A 24,211-nucleotide genomic window follows, 5' to 3' on the forward strand; every position below is an offset into this window, starting at 1 on the left:
GATGCCGACAGAGTGACAGACTGGCCTCGCCCATAAGCGCCGAGTTACCGAAGTGGGCCGCCATGAGTGAGAACAGTGCTACGCGTGTGCTCGAAGACGGTCAAAAACCGGAACAAGTCCGAGCATCGGAGCTGCGCCCGCTGCTCGCCGCGATGACCGCCGCCCGGGACGGCGACTTCACGAAGGTTCCGGAGACGGGCCACGGGATCGTGGCCGAGCTGACGGCCGTGTTCAACCAGATCATGGACCGCAACACGCATTTCAACGGGGAAGTGCAACGTGTTAAGCGGGAGTTGGTACGGCACGGGCGGCTCGACGAACGGGTCACCGCGAGCCCCGGGCAAGGCGCCTGGACCTCCCGGGTCAACGATGTGAACCAGCTGCTTGACGCCCTGGTGGCCCCGGCGGCGAACGCGACGCGGGTGCTCGACGCGGTGGCCGGCGGTGATCTGACCCAGCGGGTCGATCTGCACGACGGCAACCGGCAGTTGCGCGGTGATCTGCGACGGCTGGGCCGGGCCGTGAACAAGATGGTCGACCAGCTGTCGCTGTTCACCGGCGAGGTGACCCGGGTCGCGCGCGAGGTCGGCACCGAGGGGCGGCTCGGCGGGCGGGCCAAGGTGACGGGTCTCTCGGGCAGTTGGCGGGACGTGACCGAGGCGGTCAACACGATGGCGTCCCGGCTGACCGCTCAGGTGCGTGACATCGCCCTGGTGACGACGGCGGTGGCCCGCGGTGACCTGACCCGTACGGTCACCGTCGAGGCGACCGGTGAGCTGCTCGAACTGAAGCTGACCGTCAACACGATGGTGGACCAGCTGTCGGCCTTCGCCGACGAGGTCACCCGCGTGGCCCGCGAGGTCGGCACCGAGGGCCAACTCGGCGGGCGGGCCCAGGTGCGGGGTGTCAGCGGGGTCTGGAAGGACCTCACCGACAACGTCAACTTCATGGCCTCGAACCTGACTTCGCAGGTCCGCAACATCGCCCAGGTGACGACCGCCGTCGCCAACGGCGACCTGAGCCAGAAGATCACGGTCGACGCGCAGGGCGAGATCCTGGAACTGAAGTCGACCATCAACACCATGGTCGACCAGCTGTCGGCCTTCGCCGACGAGGTCACCCGCGTCGCCCGCGAGGTGGGTACGGAGGGAAACCTCGGCGGCCGGGCGCAGGTGCGGGGTGTCAGCGGCGTCTGGAAAGACCTCACCGACAACGTCAACTTCATGGCGGACAACCTCACTTCGCAGGTCCGCAACATCGCCCTCGTCTCGACCGCCGTGGCGCAGGGCGACCTCGGCAAGAAGATCACGGTCGAGGCGAAGGGCGAGATCCTGGAGCTGAAGTCCACGATCAACACGATGGTGGACCAGCTGTCCGCCTTCGCCGACGAGGTCACCCGCGTGGCCCGCGAGGTCGGCACCGAGGGAAACCTCGGCGGCCAGGCGCAGGTGCGGGGCGTCAGCGGGGTCTGGAAGGACCTGACCGACAACGTCAACTTCATGGCGCTGAACCTGACTTCGCAGGTGCGGAACATCGCCCAGGTGACGACCGCCGTCGCCAACGGCGACCTCTCCAAGAAGATCACCGTCGACGCACGCGGCGAGATCCTGGAGCTGAAGGACACCGTCAACACGATGGTGGAGCAGCTGCGCGCCTTCGCCGACGAGGTCACCCGCGTGGCCCGCGAGGTCGGCACCGACGGCCGACTCGGCGGCCGGGCCCAGGTGCTGGGCGTCTCGGGCGTGTGGCGGGATCTGACCGACAACGTCAACTACATGGCGGACAACCTGACTTCGCAGGTCCGCAACATCGCCCAGGTGACGACCGCCGTCGCCAACGGCGACCTCTCCAAGAAGATCGACGTCGACGCGCGCGGCGAGATCCTGGAGCTGAAGACCGCCATCAACACGATGGTCGACACGCTCTCCTCCTTCTCCTCCGAGGTCACCCGCGTGGCCCGCGAGGTCGGCTCCGAGGGTCAACTCGGCGGCCAGGCAAGGGTCGAGGGCGTCTACGGCACCTGGAAGCGCCTGACGACGAACGTGAACGAGCTGGCGTCGAACCTGACCACCCAGGTCCGCGCGATCGCCGAGGTCGCCTCCGCGGTGGCCCAGGGCGACATGTCCCGCTCGATCACCGTGGAGACCCAGGGCGAGGTCGCCGAGCTCAAGGACAACATCAACCTGATGGTGGCCAACCTCCGCGAGACCACCCGCGCGAAGGACTGGCTGGAGTCCAACCTGGCCCGTCTCGCCGCGCTGATGCAGGGCCACCGCGACCTGATGGAGGTCGCCGACCTGCTGCTGCGCGAGCTGACCCCACTGGTGAACGCCCAGTACGGGGCGTTCTTCCTGGCCGACCCGGACGAGGAGGGCGCCGGGCTGCGCACCGCCGTGCCCACGAAGGGCCTCGCGTTCATCGCGGGGTACGGCTCGGCCCAGGGCACGACCATCGAGACCGGCGGCCTCCCGGTGCACGGCCTGGTCCGGCAGGCGGCCCGCGAGAAGAAGCGGATCCTCGTCGAGGAGGCCCCGCCGGACTACATCAAGATCAACAGTGGGCTGGGCGAGGCGGCCCCCACGAGCGTCGTCATCATCCCGATCCTCTTCGAGGACAAGCTCCTCGGCGTGATCGAGCTGGCGTCCTTCTCCCGCTTCTCAGACGTGCACCTCGCCTTCTTCGACCAGTTCGTGAACACCATCGCCGTCGCGATCAACACGATCATCGCCAACTCCCGTACGGAGTCCCTGCTCGGCGAGTCCCAGCGCCTGGCCATGCAGCTCCAGGAACGCTCCGACGAACTCCAGAAGCAGCAGGCCGAGTTGCAGCGCTCCAACGCCGAACTGGAGGAGAAGGCCGCGCTGTTGGCCACCAGCTCCCAGTACAAGTCGGAGTTCCTGGCGAACATGTCGCACGAGCTGCGCACCCCCCTGAACTCACTGCTGATTCTCGCGAGGCTCCTCTCCGACAACCCGGACGGTCATCTCTCCGACCAGGAAGTGCAGTTCGCGACGACGATCCACCGCTCCGGCTCGGACCTCCTCCAGCTGATCAACGACATCCTGGACCTGTCGAAGATCGAGGCCGGCCGGATGGACGTACGCCCGAAGAAGCTCCCGCTCATCAAGCTCCTCGACTACGTCCACGCCACCTTCCGCCCGCTCACCCTCGACCGGGGGCTCGCCTTCGAGGTGGCGGTCGGCGAGGACGTGCCGCGCGAGATGTACTCGGACGAGCAGCGGCTGCAGCAGATCCTGCGCAACCTGCTCTCCAACGCGATCAAGTTCACCGCGACGGGCCGGGTCGAGCTGCGCGTGAGCCGGATCAAGGATGGCGAGCACCTCCATGTCCGCGACAGCGACGACGTGATCGCGTTCGCCGTCACGGACACCGGCATCGGCATCGCGGCCGAGAAACTCCCGGTGATCTTCGAGGCGTTCCAGCAGGCCGACGGCACCACCAACCGCAAGTACGGCGGCACGGGCCTCGGCCTGTCCATCAGCCGGGAGATCGCGGGCCTGCTCGGCGGCCGTATCGTCGCCACCAGCGAGCCCGGCAAGGGGTCCACCTTCACGCTGTACGTCCCCGTCGTCAGCCCCGGACACCCGGCGACCGGACCGGCCCCCGAGGAACATGCGCTGCCGGTGCCGGAACAGCTGTCCGCCGAGCCGTTCACCGCCACGCACGACGTGGACGACTCGTGGCCGGCCCCCACCAAACTGGAGGCGTGGAAGTCGGGCCGGGCGGGCCAAGTACTGCCCGGGCGGCGGGTGTTGATCGTCGACGACGACATCCGCAACGTCTTCGCCCTCACCCATGTCCTCGGCCGCGTCGGCATGCCGGTCCTGTACGCGGAGAACGGCCGCGAGGGCATCGAGACCCTGGAGCGCAACCCGGACGTGGAACTCGTCCTGATGGACATCATGATGCCGGAGATGGACGGCTACGAGACCATCGCCGCCATCCGCCGCACCCCCCGCTGGTCCGGTCTGCCGATCGTCGCCCTGACCGCGAAGGCGATGCCCGGAGACCGCGAGAAGTCCATCGGCCGGGGTGCGAACGACTACGTACCGAAGCCGGTGGACGTCGACCAGCTGCTGACGGTCGTCTGCGCGCTGCTGGATCCGGAGGGCGCGGACGAGACCACCGACACCACTGCCCCGCAGCCGGGCACGACCGAGGAAGCGGCAGCCGGGCCGACCATCGAATGAGGCACACTCACCATGAGCGCTGAGGCAACGACCAACGAGCGCGCCAGCATCCTCCTCGTGGACGACATGGAGGACAACCTGATCGCGCTGGAGGCCGTCCTGGGGTCCCTCAACGAGCCGCTGGTACGCGCACGTTCGGGCGAGGAGGCGATGAAGGCGCTGCTGCGCCAGCACTTCGCCCTCGTCCTGCTCGACGTGCGCATGCCCGGCATGGACGGATTCGAGACGGCCGCGAACATCAAGCGGCTCGACCAGACCAAGGACGTCCCGATCATCTTCCTGACGGGAGCGGAGGACGACTCCGGCTACGCGTTCCGCGGCTACGCCACAGGAGCCGCGGACTACCTGACCAAGCCCTTCGACCCCTGGGTCCTACGGGCAAAGGTCACCGTCTTCCTGGACCTCCACCGCAAGAACCAGCAGCTGGAACGCCTGGTGGCTCAGGAGCAGGCGGACTACGGGGAGGTGGGCAGCAGGCTGGCCGAACTGGAGAGGCAGCTGGACGCGGAGGAGCCCCCGGACCTGGCAGCACTGCGTGTGCAGGTCCGGGAGCTACGGGAACTTGTAGCCAGGGGGCGCGGCTTTTAGCTTTTGGCTTTCAGGGGCGCGGGGCTGTGTCGATTTGCGGCTCCGCCGCGTGGGCGCGATCAACCACGACGAACCGTCAGCCGCGAAGCAACCCCCGCCACCCCCTACGCTTCGCGCGTACCGGCGTACATCTCATCGATGAGGTGCTTGTACTCCCGCTCGACAACCGGCCGCTTCAGCTTCAGGCTGGGCGTGATCTCACCGTGCTCCACATCGAGGTCACGCGGCAGCAGCCGGAACTTCTTGACCGTCTGCCACCGCTGCAGCCCGGCGTTGAGCTCCTTGACGTACCCCTCGATCAGGGCAACGGTGGCCGGCGCAGCCACGACGTCGGCGTACGGCTTGCCCTCCAGCCCGTTCTCCTTGGCCCACTCGAGAATGGACGGCTCGTCCAAAGCAATCAGCGCCGTGCAGAAGTTCCGGTCGGCCCCGTGCACCAGGATGTTGGAGACGTACGGGCACACCGCCTTGAACTGCCCCTCGACCTCGGCGGGCGCGATGTACTTGCCGCCGGACGTCTTGATGAGGTCCTTCTTGCGGTCGGTGATGCGCAGATAGCCGTCCGGGGACAGCTCACCGATGTCACCGGTGTGGAACCAGCCGTCCGACTCCAGCACCTCGGCGGTCTTCTCGGGCAGCCCGTGGTAGCCCTCCATGATCCCCGGGCTGCGCAGCAGGATCTCTCCGTCGTCCGCGATACGCACCTCCGTGCCGGGCAGCGGCTTGCCGACCGTGCCGGTGCGGTAGGCCTCGCCGGGGTTCACGAAGGAGGCCGCCGAGGACTCCGTGAGGCCGTAGCCCTCGAGGATGTGGATGCCGGCGCCGGCGAAGAAGTAACCGATCTCCGGCGCAAGGGCCGCCGACCCGGACACACACGCCCTGAGGTTCCCGCCGAACGCCTCGCGGATCTTGGCGAAGACCAGCGCGTCGGCGGCCTTGTGCTTGGCGCCGAGCGAGAACGGGACGGACGCGGTGCCGGTGCGCCGGAAGTTGTCCTGCGCGACCTTGGCGTACTCGCGGGCCACCTCGGCGGCCCACTGGAAGATCTTGTACTTGGCGCCGCCGCCGGCCTTCGCCTTGGCCGCGACCCCGTTGTAGACCTTCTCGAAGATGCGCGGGACGGCCGCCATGTACGTCGGCTTCACGACCGGCAGATTCTCGATGATCTTGTCGACGCGGCCGTCGACGGCGGTGACATGCCCGACCTCGATCTGGCCCGAGGTGAGCACCTTGCCGAAGACGTGCGCGAGCGGCAGCCACAGGTACTGCACGTCCTCGGCGCTGATCAGGCCGGTCGCGGCGATCGCCTTCGCCATGTACGCCCAGTTGTCGTGCGGCAGGCGCACACCCTTGGGGCGGCCGGTGGTGCCCGAGGTGTAGATCAGGGTCGCGAGCTGATCGGACGTGATCGCACCGACCCGCTCCTTGATCAGGTCGGGGTCCTTCTCCAGCCGGGCGGCGCCCCGGGCCTCCAGCTCGCTGAGGGTGAGCACCCAGTCGCTGGTCTCGACGCCGGCCGGGTCGATCACGACGACATGCGTGAGGTCGGGCAGCTCGGCGCGCTTCTCGACCGCCTTGGCCAGCTGTGCCGCGTCCTCCGCGATCAGCACCCGGCTCTCGGAGTCGGAGAGGATGAACGCCGACTCGTCGGCGTTGGTCTGCGGGTACACCGTGGTCGTGGCCGCTCCGGCGCACAGGATGCCGAGGTCGGCGAGGATCCACTCGACCCGGGTGGAGGCGGCGAGCGCGACGCGCTGCTCGGGCTGCACGCCGAGCTCGATCAGACCGGCCGCGATCGCGTAGACCCGCTCGGCGGCCTGCCCCCAGCTCAGCGCCTTCCAGTCGTCGGGGCCCTCACCGGAGGCGGAGGCCACCGGATAGCGGTAGGCCTCGGCGTCCGGTGTGGCCGCAACGCGCTCCAGGAAGAGGTTCGCCACGCTCGGCGGACGGTTCTCGATCAGGGTTTGTGTGTCGCTCACGACATCCTCCGGGGCCCGCGGCAGTGCGGCTGGCTCAAGTGCGGCGGTATTGACTGCGGCTGTATCGACTCGCGCGCTGTTGTTTAACTCGCGAGTAACTATCGAGCAGAGATCAGGGTAGAGCCCGACCGGCCGGTGCGTAAGGGGCGACGGCCTGTCACTTCCTACAGAGAGCGACACTACGCACGCGTAGGGGCCCGTCGCGCTTTCGTACGACGAGCCCCTGTTGTGTCCGGATTGGTTCCGTAACCCGTTGTTACCCGCGGTTACTTCTTGCCCTTGCCCGACCCCGCGCTGTCATCACTGGAGAGCACGGCGATGAAGGCCTCCTGTGGAACCTCCACGGAACCCACCATCTTCATCCGCTTCTTGCCCTCCTTCTGCTTCTCCAGCAGCTTGCGCTTACGGGAGATGTCGCCGCCGTAGCACTTGGCGAGGACGTCCTTGCGGATGGCCCGGATGGTCTCGCGGGCGATCACCCGGGAGCCGATGGCGGCCTGGATCGGCACCTCGAAGGCCTGCCGCGGGATGAGCTCGCGCAGCTTGGCGACGAGCCGCACACCGTAGGCGTAGGCCGCGTCCTTGTGGGTGATCGCGGAGAACGCGTCGACCTTGTCGCCGTGCAGCAGGATGTCGACCTTGACCAGGCTGGAGGTCTGCTCGCCGGTGGGCTCGTAGTCCAGCGAGGCGTAACCGCGGGTCTTGGACTTCAGCTGGTCGAAGAAGTCGAAGACGATCTCCGCGAGGGGGAGCGTGTAGCGGATCTCGACGCGGTCCTCGGACAGGTAGTCCATGCCGAGAAGGGTGCCGCGCCGGGTCTGGCACAGCTCCATGATCGACCCGATGAACTCGCTCGGGGCGAGGATCGTGGCGCGTACGACGGGCTCGTACACGTCGTTGATCTTGCCCTCGGGGAACTCGCTGGGGTTGGTGACCGTGTGCTCGGCCCCGTCCTCCATGATCACGCGGTAGACCACGTTGGGCGCGGTCGCGATGAGGTCGAGCCCGAACTCGCGCTCCAGCCGCTCACGGATCACGTCCAGGTGCAGCAGCCCCAGGAAACCGACGCGGAAACCGAAGCCGAGGGCGGCCGAGGTCTCCGGCTCGTAGACGAGCGCTGCATCGTTGAGCTGGAGCTTGTCGAGGGCGTCGCGCAGCTCGGGGTAGTCGGACCCGTCCAGCGGATAGAGCCCGGAGAAGACCATCGGCTTGGGGTCCTTGTATCCCCCGAGGGCCTCGGTCGCGCCCTTGTGCAGGCTGGTGATCGTGTCGCCGACCTTGGACTGGCGGACGTCCTTCACACCGGTGATGAGGTAACCCACCTCACCGACACCCAGGCCGTCGGCACCCAGCATCTCGGGCGAGTTGGTCCCGATCTCCAGCAGCTCGTGCGTGGCACCGGTGGACATCATCCGGATCCGCTCACGCTTGTTGAGCTGGCCGTCGACGACTCGTACGTACGTCACGACGCCGCGGTAGGAGTCGTAGACCGAGTCGAAGATCATCGCGCGGGCGGGGGCGTCCGCGACGCCGACCGGCGCCGGGATCTCCTTGACCACCTTGTCGAGCAGCGCGTCGACGCCGAGGCCGGTCTTGGCGGACACCCGCAGCACGTCGTCCGGGTCGCAGCCGACGAGGTTCGCGAGTTCCTCGGCGAACTTCTCGGGCTGCGCGGCCGGCAGGTCGATCTTGTTCAGTACGGGGATGATCGTGAGGTCGTTCTCCATCGCCAGGTAGAGGTTGGCGAGGGTCTGGGCCTCGATGCCCTGGGCGGCGTCGACGAGGAGGACGGTGCCCTCACAGGCGGCGAGCGACCGCGAGACCTCGTAGGTGAAGTCGACGTGCCCCGGGGTGTCGATCATGTTGAGGATGTGCGTGTTGCCGGGCTCATGCGTCGGAGCCCACGGCAGACGCACCGCCTGGGACTTGATCGTGATGCCACGCTCGCGCTCGATGTCCATCCGGTCGAGGTACTGAGCACGCATCTGCCGCTGCTCGACCACACCGGTCAGCTGGAGCATCCGGTCGGCGAGCGTGGACTTGCCGTGGTCGATGTGCGCGATGATGCAGAAATTGCGGATCAGAGCCGGGGCGGTACGGCTCGGCTCGGGCACATTGTTAGGGGTCGCGGGCACGCAGGGTCCTGTCTCTTGAGGCGCCTTATGCCTCGGGTCGGATCGATACGTAGGCTCCATGGTCCCACGGGTGGCGACCTGGGACCGTTTTGGGCCGTCGGGACGGCCGCTGGTACTCTGGGTGGCTGTGTCTCATGCCCTCTCAGCACGAGTCACAACTCCCAAGAAATCACCTGGTACGGGACCCGGTATCTCCTGCACGGAGTACTCCTGGCCCTGTACCTGAACCTGAAAAGGCTCAATCAGTGGCGAACATCAAGTCCCAGATCAAGCGGATCAAGACCAACGAGAAGGCCCGGCTGCGCAACAAGGCCGTCAAGTCCTCCCTGAAGACCGCGATCCGCAAGGCCCGCGAGGCCGCTGCCGCGGGTGACGTCGAGAAGGCCACCGAGTACCAGCGCGCTGCCGCGCGTCAGCTCGACAAGGCCGTCTCGAAGGGCGTCATCCACAAGAACCAGGCCGCCAACAAGAAGTCGGCGCTTGCTTCCAAGGTCGCCTCCATCAAGGGCTGAACCTCTTACTGATCTGACCGGTCCCACGGGGCCGAATCGCCGGAAGGACCCAGAGCGGGCCCTCTCTCATCCGCTCCCGACCGGCACCCGAGGATCCGCGCGCGGCCTGCGTTCGCCACGCGGGCGCGGATCCGAAATCTCGAGCCGAAGGCCCCGGCACCCAGCCCTTCCCCAGGGCGGGGCGCCGGGGCCTTCGGCGTTGTTGTCCAGGCTCCCTACGCCCGCCCGCGAGACCGCGCAGCGCGGGCAATCACCACGACCGCCTTCTCCAACGCGTACTCGGGATCATCCCCGCCCCCCTTCACTCCCGCATCGGCCTCGGCAACCGCCCGCAGGGCCACCGCCACCCCGTCCGGCGTCCACCCCCGCATCTGCTGCCGCACCCGGTCGATCTTCCACGGCGGCATCCCCAGCTCACGCGCCAGATCCGCCGGCCGGCCCCCGCGCGCGGACGAGAGCTTCCCGATCGCCCGCACACCCTGCGCCAGCGCACTGGTGATCATCACCGGCGCCACCCCGGTGGCCAGCGACCACCTGAGCGCCTCCAGGGCCTCGGCCGCCCGCCCCTCCACGGCCCGGTCGGCCACCGTGAAGCTCGACGCCTCGGCCCGCCCGGTGTAGTACCGCCCGACGACAGCCTCGTCGATGGTCCCTTCGACGTCGGCGACCAGCTGGGAGACGGCGGACGCCAGCTCCCGGAGATCACTCCCGATGGCGTCGACGAGCGCCTGGCAGGCCTCGGGCGTGGCAGACCTCCCGGCCGCTCTGAACTCCCCCCGCACAAAGGCCAGCCGATCCGCCGGCTTGGTCATCTTCGGACAGGCCACCTCCCGCGCCCCGACCTTGCGCGCGGCGTCGAGAAGCCCCTTGCCCTTGGCCCCGCCCGCGTGCACCAGCACGAGGGTAATCTCCTCGGCGGGCGCCCCGAGATAGGCCTTCACGTCCTTGACGGTGTCGGCGGAGAGATCCTGGGCGTTTCGTACGACCACGACCTTGCGCTCCGCGAAGAGCGAGGGGCTGGTCAGCTCGGCGAGCGTGCCGGGCTGCAGCTGGTCCGGTGTCAGGTCACGTACGTCCGTGTCGGCGTCGGCAGCCCTGGCGGCGGCCACCACCTCCTGCACGGCACGGTCGAGCAGGAGGTCCTCCTGGCCCACGGCAAGCGTCAGCGGGGCGAGAGGGTCGTCTTCAGCAGTCTTCCTGGCCATCGCGACAAGCATGTCATGGGGCACTGACAACGCGGCCTGCACGGCCGCGGCCAAAGGGGCGCGGGGCTGTATCGAACTGCGGCTCCGCCGCGATGGGGGTCCCCCCGCTTCGAGCGAAGCCGAGAAGTGGGGGAGCGACCAGCCACGTCCGGCCCGCAGCCGACACTCGACAATCAGTCGTCCGGCGCTACCAGCGGAGCGTTACGGCTCCTCCCGCCACCCGTCCCACGCCCCCACGAACTCGTCCAGTTCCCCGGGGTCCAGCCGCCCGGCCTCGTCCCGCAGCACGACCAGCCACTGCGCGTCCTCCGCATCGTCCTCACCGGCCAGCGCATCCCGTACGAGCTGCGGCTCCTCGGACACTGCGAACCGCTCCCCGAGCGCCTCGGCCACCTCCTCAGCGGCATCACGGTCGGGCAGCACCAGCACATGTCTCACATCACTCACGGCAGCCATTGTCCGGCACCCCGGCAGCTCAGCACCCCGGCACTCGCACGGTCGGCACACGGCCGAGTTCGATCCCGAACCGGTCCCGATACGCCCCGAGCACCTCCGCGTCCGTGCCCAACTCGCGCTCCTCCCGCGCCCCGTCGGCACCCGTCACCTTGAACGTGCGCCCGCTGAGCGTGATCCTCCCTCCGTCCTCCGTCACCCTTGAGCACACCAGCGACTGCACGAAGTGCGACGCGGGCGAGGTGCTGTGCCACCACGCCCCGGCCACGAAGTCGCCGAGCTCACGGGGGCGCACCTCCAGCCGGTACTGCGGCCTGCCGTTCACGACGACGTCCAGGTCCGGCCCCGTCTCGACGATCCGGAAGCTGCCGCCGGGATCCTCCTGCTCACCCCTCTCACCGAATGCCAGCGGGTAGTGGCTGTGCGCCCCGAAGCCCACGTCCGCCAGCCACTCACTCCCGTCCGAGGCCCCCACCCGCAGCGTGAGATGGTCGTACGGAATCCCGAGCCGCCCCTCGTCCCCGTGCACCCGCGCCGCGAGCAGCGTGACCTCGAAGCCGAGGGCGGCGAGCAAGGCCCCGAACGCCCCGTTGAGTTCGTAGCAGAACCCGCCCCGCCGCGCCCCCACCACCTTGTCCAGCAGCCGCTTCTCCTCCAGCACGATCTCCTCGCCGAGGTGGATCGACAGGTTCTCGAAGGGCACTGTCCGCAGATGCCGCAGGTGCAGTTCGCGCAGCACGTCGGCGGTGGCGCCGACGGCCCGCGCCGGGCGCTCGACTCCCAGGCGGCGGAGGTAGGCATCGGCCTGTGCTGAATTCATGCCCTCAGTCTCGCGCCACCCCCAGGTCCCCGCCTTCCCCCGTGACCGCGAGGGCCCCGTCCTGGTCCGTCCGCAGCACCACCGCGCCCTCGGCCCGCAGCGCCGCGACCGTGCTGGGGGCAGGGTGACCGTACATGTTGTGCTCCCCGCAACTGATCAAAGCGATCCGCGGCGCCACCCTGCGTATCAGCTCCGGATCCTGGTACGCCGAACCGTGGTGGGCCACTTTGAGTACGTCGACACCGCCGAGCAGCGCGCCCTCCGGCGATCTCAACAGCGCCTGCTGGGCCGGGGGTTCGAGATCTCCGAGCAGCAGGAGCCGCAGTCCGCCCGACCTGACGAGCATGGCGACGCTGGCATCGTTCGGGCCGTCCGGATCCGGTGCCGGGCGGGGTGGGGGCCACAGCACCTGCCAGGAGAGCGAACCGGTCCGGCGCTGCTCCCCTGCCACGGCGCGGGTGAGCGGGATGTGCCGTGCCGCCGCCTCCTTCCGTACGAACTGCACCTGGTCCGCGGGCTGTTCAAAGCCCGTCGTCTCGATCGCGCCCACCGAACGTCCGCGCAGCACACCGGGCAACCCGGCCACATGGTCGGCATGGAAGTGGGTGAGCACGATCAGGGGGATCCTGGTGATGCCGAGCGTGCGCAGACAGTGGTCGACGAGCGTCGGATCGGGCCCGGCGTCCACCACCACACCGCTGCCGTCCCCCGCCGCGAGCACCGTCGCATCGCCCTGCCCCACATCGCACATCGCGAACCGCCACCCCGGCGGCGGCCACCCCGTGATCACCCTGGTCAACGGCGGCGGCTGCACGACGACGAGCACGAGCAGCACCCCGCAGGCACCGCACAGCCACGGATGTCTCAGCAGCCGTCGGCCGATCAGCAGGGCGGCCGCCGTGACCAGGGCGAGCAGCCCCGCCCCGGCCCAGCTGCCCGGCCAGTCCATGCCCCCGCCGGGCAGGGCGGCCCCCGTCCGGGCGATGTCCGCGATCCAGCCTGCGGGCCAACTCGCGCACCAGGCCAGCGCCTTGGCCGGCGGCATCAGCACCGGCGCCGTCGCCAGCGCCGCGAAGCCCAGCACCGTGGCCGGCGCCACCGCGATCTCCGCCAGCAGATTGCACGGCACCGCCACCAGACTCACTCGCGCCGACAGCACGGCGACGACGGGCGCGCACAGCGCCTGGGCCGCGGCCGCCGCGGCCAGCCCCTCGGCCAGCCTCGGCGGGACCCGGCGCCGGCGCAGTGCCTCGCTCCAGCGGGGCGCCAGCGTGAGCAGGGCGCCGGTGGCCAGCACGGAGAGCAGGAAGCCGTAACTCCGGGCCAGCCAAGGGTCGTACAGCACGAGCAGCAGTACCGCCGTCGCCAGCGCGGGGATCAGTGATCTGCGGCGTCCGGTCGCCAGGGCGAGCAGTACGACAGCCCCGCAGGCCGCGGCCCGCAGCACGCTCGGATCCGGTCTGCACACGACCACGAACCCGAGGGTGAGCGCTCCGCCGAGCAGCGCGGTCGTCCGCAGCGGGATGCCGAGCCGGGGCGCGAGCCCTCGGCGCTCCACCAGTTGTGCCGTGCCGGGTGGTCCGATGAGCAGGGCAAGAATGATGGTGAGGTTGCTGCCGGACACCGCGAGGGTGTGCGCGAGGTCGGTCTCCTTGAAGGCCTCGTCCAGCTCTGGAGTGATCCGCGAGGTGTCCCCGACGACCAGGCCGGGGAGCAACGCCCGCGCGTCCGCCGGCAGCCCGTCGGTCGCCTCCCGCAGACCGGCCCGCAGCCGCCCGGCGAACCGCTGTGCTCCCGACGGCCCGCCCACCACCTCCGGCGCGGCCATCCCCCGCACCCGCAGCACGGCCGCGACGCGGTCCCCGCCGACCACGGCGGGCGCCAGGCGCCCAAGGATCCGCACCCGCGTGGAGGGCAACAACCCGAGCCACGGCGACCTCTGCGGCCCGTCGGCTGAGGATTCGACGCCCGCTCCCGGCTCGGTCGAGCCCTTGAAACCCCCATCAAGGGCACGCCCCGCCCCAGGCGGCCCCGCCTCCAGCCCCATCCCACGCGACCTCGCGTCGACGATCACCAACACCGGGGTCCGCGTCACCACCGCCGTCCCGTCCGCCTCCGACACTTTCCGCACCTCCCCCTCGATCACCACGGAGGCCGGAGCGGCGTGATCCCCCTTGATCCGGGGCCGGGTGAGCCGTGGGTCGGAGGTGACCTCGACCTCGGCGGTCACGGTGGCGTACTGCCGCGCCAGCCCGGGCACGGGCCCACGCCGCAGGTCGGCTCCATGCAGCCCGGCGGAAACGGCCGCCGCGGCGACGCAGAGGAGCACAGCCGCGACCGAGACCCGCGGCCACACTCCCGGCCCCGGCGAACCGACCCGCACGCCCCGTCGCCGTACGAGCAGCAGGACCACCGCCACAGTGAGGCACCCGACCGCGACGCCCGTGACCCATCCGGACGTCGCGTCCAGCATCACCGCAGCCGTCGCCCAGACCGCGAGCGCGGGCGGTACGAGGCGTAGGTCCGTCGGTCCTTCCTGTCGGGGGTGGGCGGCTCCGAGCCGTCCCGAGGAGGCGGCGTGGACGGCCGCGCGCCGGGCCAGGAGATCGGGAGCGCGCCTCATGGCCGTACGAGATTCCGGAGATCGGCGAAGCGGCGGTCGCCGATGCCGTTGACCTCGCGCAGTTCATCCACCGAGCGGAAACCGCCGTGCTGTGTGCGGTAGTCGACGATGTGCTGGGCGAGCACGGGGCCGACGCCCGGCAGGGTGTCGAGCTGGTCCACGGTGGCGGTGTTGAGGGGGACCGGAGCCGCGGGTGCGGCGCCCGGCGCCGAGCCGGCCGGGCCGGCGGCCGCTGCACCGGGCACCGGGGCGGCGGGACCGCCGACGATCACCTGCTCTCCGTCCACGAGGAGACGGGCCCGGTTCAGCCCGTCCGTGCTCGTACCGGGACGCACCCCACCGGCCGCGCGCAACGCGTCGGCGACGCGTGAACCGGTGGGCAGGCGATGAATCCCGGGTTCGCGCACCTTGCCGCTGACGTCCACGACGATCTCTGCGCCGGCCGTGCCTGCGGCATTCATCGCCCCGGGCGAAGCGCCCGGCGCCGGCGCCCCGCTCCCCTTCCGTTCGCCGAACGGAGCCGCCGCCCGCACCACATCGGGCGCCCGCACGGACTGTGTCCGCCCGGCCCAGAAGTGCTGAACGGCGAAGGCTGCCGCAACCACGAGCAGCGCCGTGAGCGCGACCACGCTCCGCCGCTCCAGCCCGCACCTCGCCTGCAGCCACAGCGGCATCCGCTCCCGCAGAGCAAGCCCGGCCCGCGCACGCCAGCCGTCCCCGGCAGGCCCGCCGGCGGCATCGGTGTCGACCGCGGGATCGGTGTCAGAGGCCTTGCCGTCCCGGGGCAGGGCTCGGGGAGAGTCGAACTCGTCGTCCTCCTCCGTCGCCGGGGCGGCCGGGGGCCCGGCTCCCGACTCCCGCCACTCACCGGCCCGTTCGGGGAACAGCACCGCCGCACGCCGACGGAGTTCCTCCGCAGACGCATGCCGGTGCCTATGCCGGACCGGGCCCCGGCCCGGTGGCCGACGATGACGGACCCGCCCGTCGGAGGCGGCTGCCCGCCCCGGGCCGCTGGAGACGGTCGCTGTACGTGAACGTGATCGAAGTGCCATGCGACGAGGATCGGGCACCCCGCCACCACCGCGATGATCTTGCTCAATTCCCGGGGATTACCGCCCAGTTGTGGAAAACTCCGCCACCCGCACGGGTGAGGGAACCGTCACCGCGGCGAGACCACGACCCCGAGCAGCCCGGGCCCGGTGTGCGCCCCGATCACCGCTCCCACCTCACTCACATACAGGTCGGCCAGCCCGGGCACGCGCGCCCGCAACCGGTCCGCGAGGGCCGACGCCCGCTCGGGGGCGGCGAGATGGTGGACGGCGATGTCGACCTGGGCGCTGCCGGCGCGGTCGGCCACGATCTCCTCGAGGCGGGCGATCGCCCTCGACGCCGTGCGGACCTTCTCCAGGAGTTCGATACGGCCGCCGTCCAGCTGCAGCAGCGGCTTCACGGCGAGCGCGGAGCCCAGCAGCGCCTGCGCGGCGCCGATCCGGCCACCGCGGCGCAGATAGTCGAGGGTGTCGACGTAGAAGTAGGCGGAGGTGCCGGAGGCCCGCTTCTCCGCAGCCGTGACGGCCTCGTCCACCGTCCCGCCCGCCTCCGCCGCCTCCGCAGCGGCGAGCGTGCAGAACCCGAGCGCCATCGCGACCGCCCCGGTGTCCACCACCCGCACCGGCACCGGCGCCTCACGCGCCGCCAGGACCGCCGCGTCGTACGTGCCCGACAGTTCGGCGGAGAGGTGGAGGGAGACGATGCCGGTGGCGCCGGACTCGGCGACTTTGCGGTAGGTCTCGGCGAAGAGCTCGGGGCTGGGGCGCGAGGTGGTCACGGGGCGCCGCTTCTGCAGTGCCTGGGCCAGGGACCGCGTCGAGATCTCGGTGCCCTCGTCCAGTGCCTGGTCGCCGAGGACCACGGTCAGGGGCACCGCTGTGATGCCGTGGCGCTCCATCGTCCGCGGCGGCAGGTAGGCCGTTGAATCGGTGACGATCGCGACATGGCGGGACATGAGCTGGAGGTTACCTGCCGTAGCGCCCGGACGGCAGCCCGGCCCCTCTCACCTGGTCTGCCCTTGACCGGATCAAGTAGTGCTCTCGGGGCGGGGTTTCTTCTGCCAGGGGTAGGCGGGGCGGCGCCCGGGCGGGGTGATCGCGGGTCGCGCCGGCTCCTCGGCGGTGCGGGGCCCGGGCCCGTCGGGCCAGGTCTGCCGGGATGCCTCGGCATCGGCGGCCGGGGCCTCGGGCCACGGCGGCGGGGTCGACGCCGGCTCCGCTGCCGTCCAGTGCCGCAGGGCTCCCGCCTCGACGTCTATCTGCGCGCTCAGCGAGTCCAGGTCGTCGTCGGCGAAGCGGCGGGCCCGGTCGCGGGCCGCCCAGCGCAGTGCGTCCGCCGACTGAACGATGCGCTCGGTGCGCTCCCGCAGGGCGGGCAGCCGCTCGGCGAGCGTCGTCCGGTCCGGCTCGGCCTCCAGGCGCTTGAGATCGCCGTCCAGTTCGTGCCCGTGCGCGCTGAGGCGCTCGAAGAGCCCCAGGGACTCCTTGAGGGACTCGTCCTCGGCCGCGCCCGCGTGCAGCGCGTCCTGCGTGGCACGCATCGACGTGCGCAGCTTCAGCCGCAGTTGGGCCACCTCGCCCGCCGCTCCGGGCTGGACGAAGGACTTGGCCCGCAGGGTGTGGTCCTCGACCGTGCGGCGGGCCTGGGTGATCGTGCGGTCCACGCCGCGCTTGGCGGCGCCGACGACCTTCACCGTGGCGTAGGCGCCCAGTACCAGGAAGAGCACGAAGAGCAGGGCGAACACTGCGATCACTGCTTCCACCGCTCCTCCTCCGACCGGTCGCGACACGCCCCGCGTCGCTCTTCCACGGTAAACGAGGCGGGCAGGCCCGGAGTTCCAGAGAAACCCCGAACCTGCCCGTAGGGGACTACCCCGAGGCGCTCACGCCCCGGGTCGCCCGCGCTTATGCCGGAACGATGTTGACCAGCTTCGGCGCCCGCACGATCACCTTCCGGATCCCCGCGCCGTCCAGCGCCGCGATTACCTTCTCGTCGGCCAGCGCGACCTTCTCCAGCTCCTCCTCGGAGATGGACGGCGAGACCTCCAGCCGCGCCTTGACCTTGCCCTTGATCTGCACCACGCAGGTCACGGACTCGTCGACGACGTACGCCGGGTCGGCGACCGGGAAGTCCTGGTGGACGACCGAGCCGGTGCGGCCCAGCTTGCGCCACAGCTCCTCGGCGATGTGCGGGGCCAGCGGTGCGACCAGCAGCACCAGCGGCTCGGCAACCGAGCGCGGCACCGCACCGCCCGCCTTGGTCAGGTGGTTGTTCAGCTCCGTGACCTTGGCGATGGCGGTGTTGAAGCGCAGTCCCTCCAGGTCCTGGCGCACCCCGTCGATCGCCTTGTGCAGGGCGCGCAGCGTCTCCTCGTCGGGCTCGGCGTCGACGACGGTGACCTCGCCGGTCGCCTCGTCGACGACGTTGCGCCACAGCCGCTGCAGCAGCCGGAACTGGCCCACCACCGCGCGCGTGTCCCACGGCCGCGACACATCCAGCGGGCCCATCGCCATCTCGTACAGGCGCAGCGTGTCCGCCCCGTACTCGGCGCAGATCTCGTCCGGAGTGACCGCGTTCTTCAGGGACTTGCCCATCTTGCCCAGCAGCCGGGAGACCTTCTCGCCCTGGTAGTAGTAGGCGCCGTCGCGCTCCTCCACCTCGGCGGCCGGCACCGCGATACCACGGCTGTCGCGGTAGACGTAGGCCTGGATCATGCCCTGGTTGAACAGCTTGTGGAACGGCTCCGCGGAGGAGACGTGCCCCAGGTCGAACAGGACCTTGGACCAGAAGCGCGCGTACAGCAGGTGCAGCACGGCGTGCTCGGCGCCGCCCACGTACAGGTCGACACCGCCGTGCGGCTGACCCTCGCGCGGGCCCATCCAGTACTGCTCGATCTCCGGGTCGACCAGCTGCTCGCTGTTGTGCGGGTCCAGGTAGCGCAGCTCGTACCAGCAGGAACCGGCCCAGTTGGGCATGGTGTTGGTCTCGCGGCGGTACGGCTTCGGCCCGTCGCCCAGGTCCAGGGTGACGTTGACCCAGTCCTCGTTGCGGGACAGCGGGGTCTCCGGGGACGTGTCGGCGTCGTCCGGGTCGAAGGTGCGCGGCGAGTAGTCCTCGACCTCCGGCAGCTCCAGCGGCAGCATCGACTCGGGCAGCGAGTGGGCGATGCCGTCCTCGTCGTAGACGATCGGGAAGGGCTCGCCCCAGTAGCGCTGGCGGCTGAACAGCCAGTCGCGCAGGCGGAAGTTGACGGTGCCCTCGCCGATGCCCTTGCGCGCCAGCCACTCGGTGATGCGCGCCTTGGCCTCGGCGACGCCCAGGCCGTCCAGGGAGATGTCGTCGTTGGAGGAGTTGATGATCTTCGCGTCGTACGCCCCGAAGGCGTTCTCCCACGTCGAGGTGTCGGTGCCGCGGCCGTCGGTCGGCTCGACGATGCAGTGGATCGGCAGCTCGAAGGCCCGCGCGAACTCGAAGTCGCGCTGGTCGCCGCAGGGTACGGCCATGATCGCGCCCGTGCCGTAGCCCATCAGGACGTAGTCGGCGATGAAGACCGGGACCTGGTCGCCGTTGACCGGGTTGGTCGCGTACGCGCCGATGAAGACGCCGGTCTTGTCCTTGGCCTCGGCCTGCCGCTCGACGTCGGACTTCGAGGCGGCCTGCGCGCGGTAGTCGGCGACGGCCTCGGCCGGGGTCGCGTGACCGCCGGTCCACACGTCGTGCGTGCCCTCCGGCCAGGCGGCGGGGGTGAACTTCTCGACCAGCGGGTGCTCGGGGGCCAGCACCATGTAGGACGCGCCGAACAGGGTGTCCGGGCGCGTGGTGAAGACCGTGATGCGCTCGCCGTCGATCGGGAAGTCGACGCGGGCGCCCTCGGAGCGGCCGATCCAGTTGCGCTGCTGCAGCTTGATGGCCTCGGGCCAGTCCAGCTCGTTCAGGTCGTCCAGCAGCCGGTCGGCGTAGGCGGTGATGCGCATGTTCCACTGACGCAGCTTGGCCTTGAACACCGGGTAGTTGCCGCGCTCGGAGCGGCCGTCGGCGGTGACCTCCTCGTTGGCCAGCACGGTGCCCAGGCCGGGGCACCAGTTGACCGGCGCGTCGGAGGCGTACGCCAGGCGGAAATCGCCCAGGACGTCGGCACGCTCGGCGGCGGTCAGCTCGCTCCACGCGCGCGTGTGCCCCGGTACGGCACGGTCACCGGTCTCGAACTGGGCGATCAGCTCGGAGATCGGGCGGGCCTTGTCGGCCTCGTCGTCGTACCAGGAGTTGAAGATCTGCAGGAAGATCCACTGGGTCCACTTGTAGTAGTCCGGGTCGATCGTGGCGAACGACCGGCGCTTGTCGTGGCCCAGGCCCAGGCGGCGCAGCTGCCGCTTCATGGCCTCGATGTTGGCCTCGGTGGACACCCGCGGGTGCGTGCCGGTCTGCACGGCGTACTGCTCGGCGGGCAGGCCGAAGGCGTCGAAGCCCAGGGTGTGCAGGACGTTGTGGCCGGTCATGCGCTGGAAGCGCGCGAAGACGTCGGTGGCGATGTACCCCAGCGGGTGGCCGACGTGCAGGCCCGCACCGGAGGGGTACGGGAACATGTCCATGATGAACTTCTTGGGCCGGGCGACGACCTCGGGGTCACCGGCCAGGTCACCCTTGGGGTTCGGCGCCGCATAGGTGCCCTCGGCGTCCCAGAAGTCCTGCCAGCGTGCCTCGATCTCGGCCGCCACGGCGGCCGTGTAGCGGTGCGGCGCTGCCACCTCGGCGGCGGCAGCGGGGTTCGTCTCGCTCATGATCCTTAAGCTCCATCGATCGTCTCTGCCAGCAGCGGTGTCGTTCGAGAAACGAAAAATCCCCTCGCACAGGAGGGGACGCCGCGCCGATTCCGACCATCCGATTCGCCCGGTGGTCGGGACTGATCAGCGCGGCCCGCTAAGCAGAAGGCGTACAGCACGCATGGCGTTAGGGTACCGCAGCGCTTGAGCACGATGCGACGCGCTTCCGTATGGCTCCTTGGCACCACTGTCATCACCCGACAAAAGCTGAACCAAGGTCAAAAGTTACTTCGCGTAACACCCACTACCGGGACATCGCAACGAGCGCGTGTTCCTTAGATAACAACGCAATAACTCAAACCTCGTACCCATCGGTATGGAGCCACTTAGAGTTCGGCAGCGGGACCGCCTTCCCGGAACTGCTTCGGAGTTGCCCCCATGAACCCTCGTCGTAGTAACACCTCGCTCCCCAAGCCGGGCCGGTCGGCCTATGGGGTGGCGTCGGCTGTCGTACTGCTGCTCATACCCGTCGTCGTGCTGCTCGGAGGGAGCTGGCTGCAGGACTTCCTCAACTTCGGCGCGGGCGTCCTGTCGCTCGTCTGCCTCACCTGCTCGGTGATCTGGGGCCTGGTGGCCCAGGACCGGCTCATCCTGAACACGCGCCAGCGGATCGTGGCGCAGGGCATCCACCGGGTGACGGCCGTCGGCTCGATCGCGTTCCTGCTGGTGCACATCACCGTCAAGCTGGCGCTGGACCACACCGTGCTGATCGCCGCGCTGATCCCCTTCAGCCTCGGCGTCAAGGGCAGCGCGGGACTCATCGGCCTCGGCTCGCTGGCCGGACTGCTCATGATCTTCGTGGGCATCACCGGGGCCCTGCGCAACCAGTTCGCCTCCCCGGCGCCGGTCGCGGCGCGCTGGCGCGCCATGCACGCGCTGGCCTACCCGGCCTGGTGCTCGGCGCTGGTCCACGGCCTGTTCGCGGGCCGCGCGGCGAAGCCGTTCTTCATGATCTCGTACGAACTGTGCCTGGTCGCGGTGGCCGGCGCCCTCGCCCTGCGGGCGGCTCCCCGGCCGTTCAAGCGCAAGGTCGCCGACCGGCTCGCCGCACTCCTGGGCAACGAGCCGGGCTCGGCCCGCGCCGAGGAGCTCGAAGCGAGCCGCGCGCGCGTCACCGAAACCTCCTCCGCACTGCCGGGCTACGAGAACGCGCGGGCGCCGAAGCCGTCCCCCGCCGACACGATGACGACGCCCGCAGCGCCCTACTACGACGCCCCCGCCGCCCGCACCATGACCCCGGAGCCCGCAGGCGGCTTCGCAGCCGCCTACCGCGCCGTCACGCCCCAGCAGCGCGCCCAGCAGCCCTACGCGGCCGACCAGACCGCACGCATGGACCTCCCCATGGACATGCAGGCCACGGAGGCGGTCCCGCGCGTCGACGGCGGCTCGGGCAGCTGGCCCGTCCCCACGCCCCCGCCGGTCGGCGAGGCGCCCCCGTCGGCGTACGACCCGATGCAGGACACCGGATACAACATCCCGGCCTACGGCAATTCGGGCACCGCGGCGTACCGCAACAGTGATGTGTACGACACCGGTGAGACGAACACCCTCTACGGCACGTACAACGCCAACGACACGTACAACAGCGGTCCCGCCAATGAACCAATGCCCGGTGAGTCGTTCGACGCGCCGGGTTCGGGCGAACCTTGGAACACGCCTTCCGGAGGCTATAGGTGAACGAGGCCCTGCCCGACGTCCCAGAAGTCCGCGTGGTCGGACTTCCGCAGCTCACGTCTGGCTTCGACCTTGTCGAAAGACTCGATCTGCCCATGCACCTCAAGGTGCACGGGCCGCTCGAACCGCTCGGCGGCGAGCAGCTCGCGAAGCTCGCCGAGAACATCAACCTGAAGGGCCGCGGCGGCGCGGGCTTCCCCTTCCACAAGAAGCTGCGCTCGGTCGCCGAAGCAGCGATCAAGCGCGGCGTACGGCCGGTCGTCGTCGTCAACGGAAGCGAGGACGAGCCGGCCTGCCGCAAGGACACGGTGCTGATCAACCGTGCCCCGCACCTCATCCTGGACGGCGCTCTGCTGGTCGCGGAGGCGCTGGGTGCCCGCACGCTCGTGGTGGGGGTCACCCGTGAGTCGACGCAGCGCTCGATGGAGGCCGCGCTCGCCGAACGCGGCCTGAGCAACGGACGCCGGTCGGCTCTACGCGCGCGCGTGCAGCGCAATCCCGTCCGCATGGTGACCGGAGCGGCAGCGTCGCTGATCCGGTCCATCGACGGCGGCCCGGCGATCCCGCCCGGCCGCAAGGTCAGCGCCTCCCAGAACGGTGTCGGCGGCGCACCCACGCTGCTGTCGAACGCCGAGACCTTCGCCCAGCTGGCGATCGCCGCCCGCATCGGCCCCGAGCGCTACGGCAACACCGGTCTGTACGACGAGCCGGGCACCGTCATGCTGACGGTCTCCGGCGCGGTCGCCCGCCCCATGGTGATCGAGGTCCCCACAGGCGTGCCGCTGCGCTACGTCCTCCAGCTGGCGGGCGCCCCGCCCGTCCCGCAGGGTGTGCTGACGGGTGGTTACCACGGCAAGTGGATCGACGCGGCGACGGTCAACGAGGCGATCGTCTCCCGCAACTCCCTGGACGCGGTGGGCGGTGCGCTCGGTGCCGGCGCCATCCTGCCCATCACCCAGGAGACTTGTCCGCTGGGCGAGTCGCTGCGCGTGGCGCAGTGGCTGGCCGAGGAGAGCGCGGGACAGTGCGGTCCCTGCTACCTCGGTCTGCCGGCCGCCGCGCGCGGCATGGCCGACATCCTCAACGGCGGCGGCCCGGCCGCCCTGGAGGCGCTCAAGCAGGTCGCCAAGAACGTGAAGCGGCGCGGCGCGTGCTCGCACCCGGACGGCTCCGCGATGTTCCTGGAGTCGACCATCAAGGCGTTCACCGACGACCTGGCCGCGCACGTCCTCGGAAACGGCTGCGGACGGCCCGTGGAGGGCGTTCTGCCGCTCTTCGAGGGCGGCCAGCAGCCCGCGGGCATCCCGGGCGGCGGAGAGTCCGTGGAGAACGGCCCCAGCCGTCAGAAGATCTACGTCGACTGGACCCTGTGCCGCGGCCACGGCCTGTGCGCGGACATCCTCCCGGAGGTCTTCGAACTCGGCGCCGACGGCTTCCCCACCGTCGCCCAGGCCCAGGTGCCGCGCTACGCAGAGGCCAAGGCCCTGCGCGCGGTGCGCCGTTGCCCGGCGCTCGCCCTGCGCATCGAGGAGGAGACGCCCCGGGACAGGACCCCGTCCCGCAACCTCCCGGTCCTCTCCCAGGGCCGCGGGCGGCGCGCACTGGGCCGCTGACGCACGCACCACGAAGGGCCGCCCGATCCGGGCGGCCCTTCCGTGTTTCCCAACTCCCCCTGAACACGCAAAAGATCCCGCCGGATCGAGATGATCCGGCGGGATCCAACTGTGGAGCTAAGGAGAATTGAACTCCTGACCTCCTGCATGCCATGCAGGCGCTCTACCAACTGAGCTATAGCCCCTTGCGGTGGTCCCCCGGGGTTTCCCCCGGCGGCGACGCCAACATTACACGGTCCACCGGGTGGAACACCAAATCGTTTCCGTCGGCCCCGGACAGGGCCGACGGCGTCAAGCGGTGACGAACGAGTAGAACCGCTTGAGCGTGCAGTGCTCCTCCAGGAGGCGGCCGTAGATCGGCTCGCCCTCCAGCTCACGGTACGTCTCGATCGGGTCGCCCTTTATGATCAGCGCCCGCGCGCACTCCTCGCACCAGTACTGGTAGTCGGGGTTGACCGGCTCCATGTCGCGGACGATCGGCGTACCGCTGCCGCACCAGTCGCACTTTCGCCTGTGTGCACCCATCGA

General features: G+C 70.1%; 16 protein-coding genes and 1 tRNA gene. 5 read left to right on the plus strand and 12 right to left on the minus strand.

The genetic code is table 11. The annotated features are described in order from the left end of the window. Window positions 1-62: 62 nt before the first annotated feature. Together ACFY10_RS04845 and ACFY10_RS04850 are read left to right on the plus strand one after the other, a co-directional pair. Window positions 63-4,211 carry a HAMP domain-containing protein gene (locus ACFY10_RS04845; RefSeq protein WP_390663611.1) on the plus strand — a complete coding sequence of 1,383 codons (4,149 nt, stop codon included), beginning with the start codon at window positions 63-65 and terminating at the stop codon, window positions 4,209-4,211. A 12-nt stretch (window positions 4,212-4,223) separates the two neighbouring features. Beyond that, window positions 4,224-4,799, plus strand: a complete 576-nt coding sequence (locus ACFY10_RS04850; protein WP_390663612.1) for a two-component system response regulator — start codon at window positions 4,224-4,226, stop codon at window positions 4,797-4,799. A 104-nt stretch (window positions 4,800-4,903) separates the two neighbouring features. Here ACFY10_RS04850 and ACFY10_RS04855 read toward each other — a convergent pair whose 3' ends face one another. After that, complete coding sequence (locus ACFY10_RS04855; RefSeq protein ID WP_390663613.1) at window positions 4,904-6,778, minus strand: AMP-dependent synthetase/ligase; 1,875 nt, start codon at window positions 6,776-6,778, stop codon at window positions 4,904-4,906. A gap of 266 nt (window positions 6,779-7,044) precedes the next feature. Next, entirely contained in the window at window positions 7,045-8,913 is a 1,869-nt protein-coding gene (lepA, locus tag ACFY10_RS04860) for a translation elongation factor 4 (RefSeq protein ID WP_390663614.1), read from the minus strand. 245 nt (window positions 8,914-9,158) lie between these two features. On the opposite strand from lepA, the gene rpsT reads away from it, so the two are divergent. After that, window positions 9,159-9,425, plus strand: coding sequence for a 30S ribosomal protein S20 (gene rpsT, locus ACFY10_RS04865; RefSeq protein WP_194046147.1), 267 nt, complete (start codon window positions 9,159-9,161; stop codon window positions 9,423-9,425). 215 nt (window positions 9,426-9,640) lie between these two features. Here rpsT and holA read toward each other — a convergent pair whose 3' ends face one another. The 8 genes from holA to leuS form a co-directional block, all read right to left on the minus strand. Continuing rightward, window positions 9,641-10,630 carry a DNA polymerase III subunit delta gene (holA, locus tag ACFY10_RS04870; RefSeq protein ID WP_390663615.1) on the minus strand — a complete coding sequence of 330 codons (990 nt, stop codon included), beginning with the start codon at window positions 10,628-10,630 and terminating at the stop codon, window positions 9,641-9,643. A gap of 201 nt (window positions 10,631-10,831) precedes the next feature. Beyond that, complete coding sequence (locus tag ACFY10_RS04875; protein ID WP_390663616.1) at window positions 10,832-11,077, minus strand: hypothetical protein; 246 nt, start codon at window positions 11,075-11,077, stop codon at window positions 10,832-10,834. 28 nt (window positions 11,078-11,105) lie between these two features. Further along, entirely contained in the window at window positions 11,106-11,903 is a 798-nt protein-coding gene (locus ACFY10_RS04880; protein ID WP_390663617.1) for an arylamine N-acetyltransferase, read from the minus strand. A gap of 4 nt (window positions 11,904-11,907) precedes the next feature. Next, the gene (locus ACFY10_RS04885; protein WP_390663618.1) at window positions 11,908-14,526 is read right to left on the minus strand and encodes a ComEC/Rec2 family competence protein; all 2,619 of its coding nucleotides are present in this window, start codon (window positions 14,524-14,526) and stop codon (window positions 11,908-11,910) included. Then, window positions 14,523-15,578 (minus strand): helix-hairpin-helix domain-containing protein, encoded by a 1,056-nt coding sequence (locus ACFY10_RS04890; RefSeq protein ID WP_390663619.1) that lies wholly within the window; start codon window positions 15,576-15,578, stop codon window positions 14,523-14,525. The genes ACFY10_RS04885 and ACFY10_RS04890 overlap by 4 nt, the downstream gene beginning before the upstream one ends. A gap of 107 nt (window positions 15,579-15,685) precedes the next feature. Continuing rightward, on the minus strand, window positions 15,686-16,531 hold the full coding sequence (locus ACFY10_RS04895) for a DegV family protein (protein WP_390663620.1): 846 nt from the start codon (window positions 16,529-16,531) through the stop codon (window positions 15,686-15,688). A 72-nt stretch (window positions 16,532-16,603) separates the two neighbouring features. After that, the gene (locus ACFY10_RS04900; RefSeq protein WP_390663621.1) at window positions 16,604-17,338 is read right to left on the minus strand and encodes a hypothetical protein; all 735 of its coding nucleotides are present in this window, start codon (window positions 17,336-17,338) and stop codon (window positions 16,604-16,606) included. Between the two features lie 142 nt (window positions 17,339-17,480). Then, complete coding sequence (gene leuS / locus ACFY10_RS04905; protein WP_390663622.1) at window positions 17,481-20,354, minus strand: leucine--tRNA ligase; 2,874 nt, start codon at window positions 20,352-20,354, stop codon at window positions 17,481-17,483. Window positions 20,355-20,774: 420 nt separating this feature from the next. On the opposite strand from leuS, the gene ACFY10_RS04910 reads away from it, so the two are divergent. Together ACFY10_RS04910 and ACFY10_RS04915 are read left to right on the plus strand one after the other, a co-directional pair. After that, entirely contained in the window at window positions 20,775-22,073 is a 1,299-nt protein-coding gene (locus ACFY10_RS04910) for a cytochrome b/b6 domain-containing protein (RefSeq protein WP_390663623.1), read from the plus strand. After that, window positions 22,070-23,683 carry an NADH-ubiquinone oxidoreductase-F iron-sulfur binding region domain-containing protein gene (locus tag ACFY10_RS04915; RefSeq protein ID WP_390663624.1) on the plus strand — a complete coding sequence of 538 codons (1,614 nt, stop codon included), beginning with the start codon at window positions 22,070-22,072 and terminating at the stop codon, window positions 23,681-23,683. The genes ACFY10_RS04910 and ACFY10_RS04915 overlap by 4 nt, the downstream gene beginning before the upstream one ends. A 112-nt stretch (window positions 23,684-23,795) precedes the next feature. Here ACFY10_RS04915 and ACFY10_RS04920 read toward each other — a convergent pair. Together ACFY10_RS04920 and ACFY10_RS04925 are read right to left on the minus strand one after the other, a co-directional pair. Further along, window positions 23,796-23,868: transfer RNA gene (locus ACFY10_RS04920), tRNA-Ala, on the minus strand. A 106-nt stretch (window positions 23,869-23,974) separates the two neighbouring features. After that, the gene (locus ACFY10_RS04925; protein WP_003976229.1) at window positions 23,975-24,208 is read right to left on the minus strand and encodes a hypothetical protein; all 234 of its coding nucleotides are present in this window, start codon (window positions 24,206-24,208) and stop codon (window positions 23,975-23,977) included. Window positions 24,209-24,211: the final 3 nt, after the last annotated feature.

It is taken from the genome of Streptomyces sp. NPDC001401, from assembly GCF_042895385.1.
Taxonomy (GTDB): Bacteria; Actinomycetota; Actinomycetes; order Streptomycetales; family Streptomycetaceae; genus Streptomyces.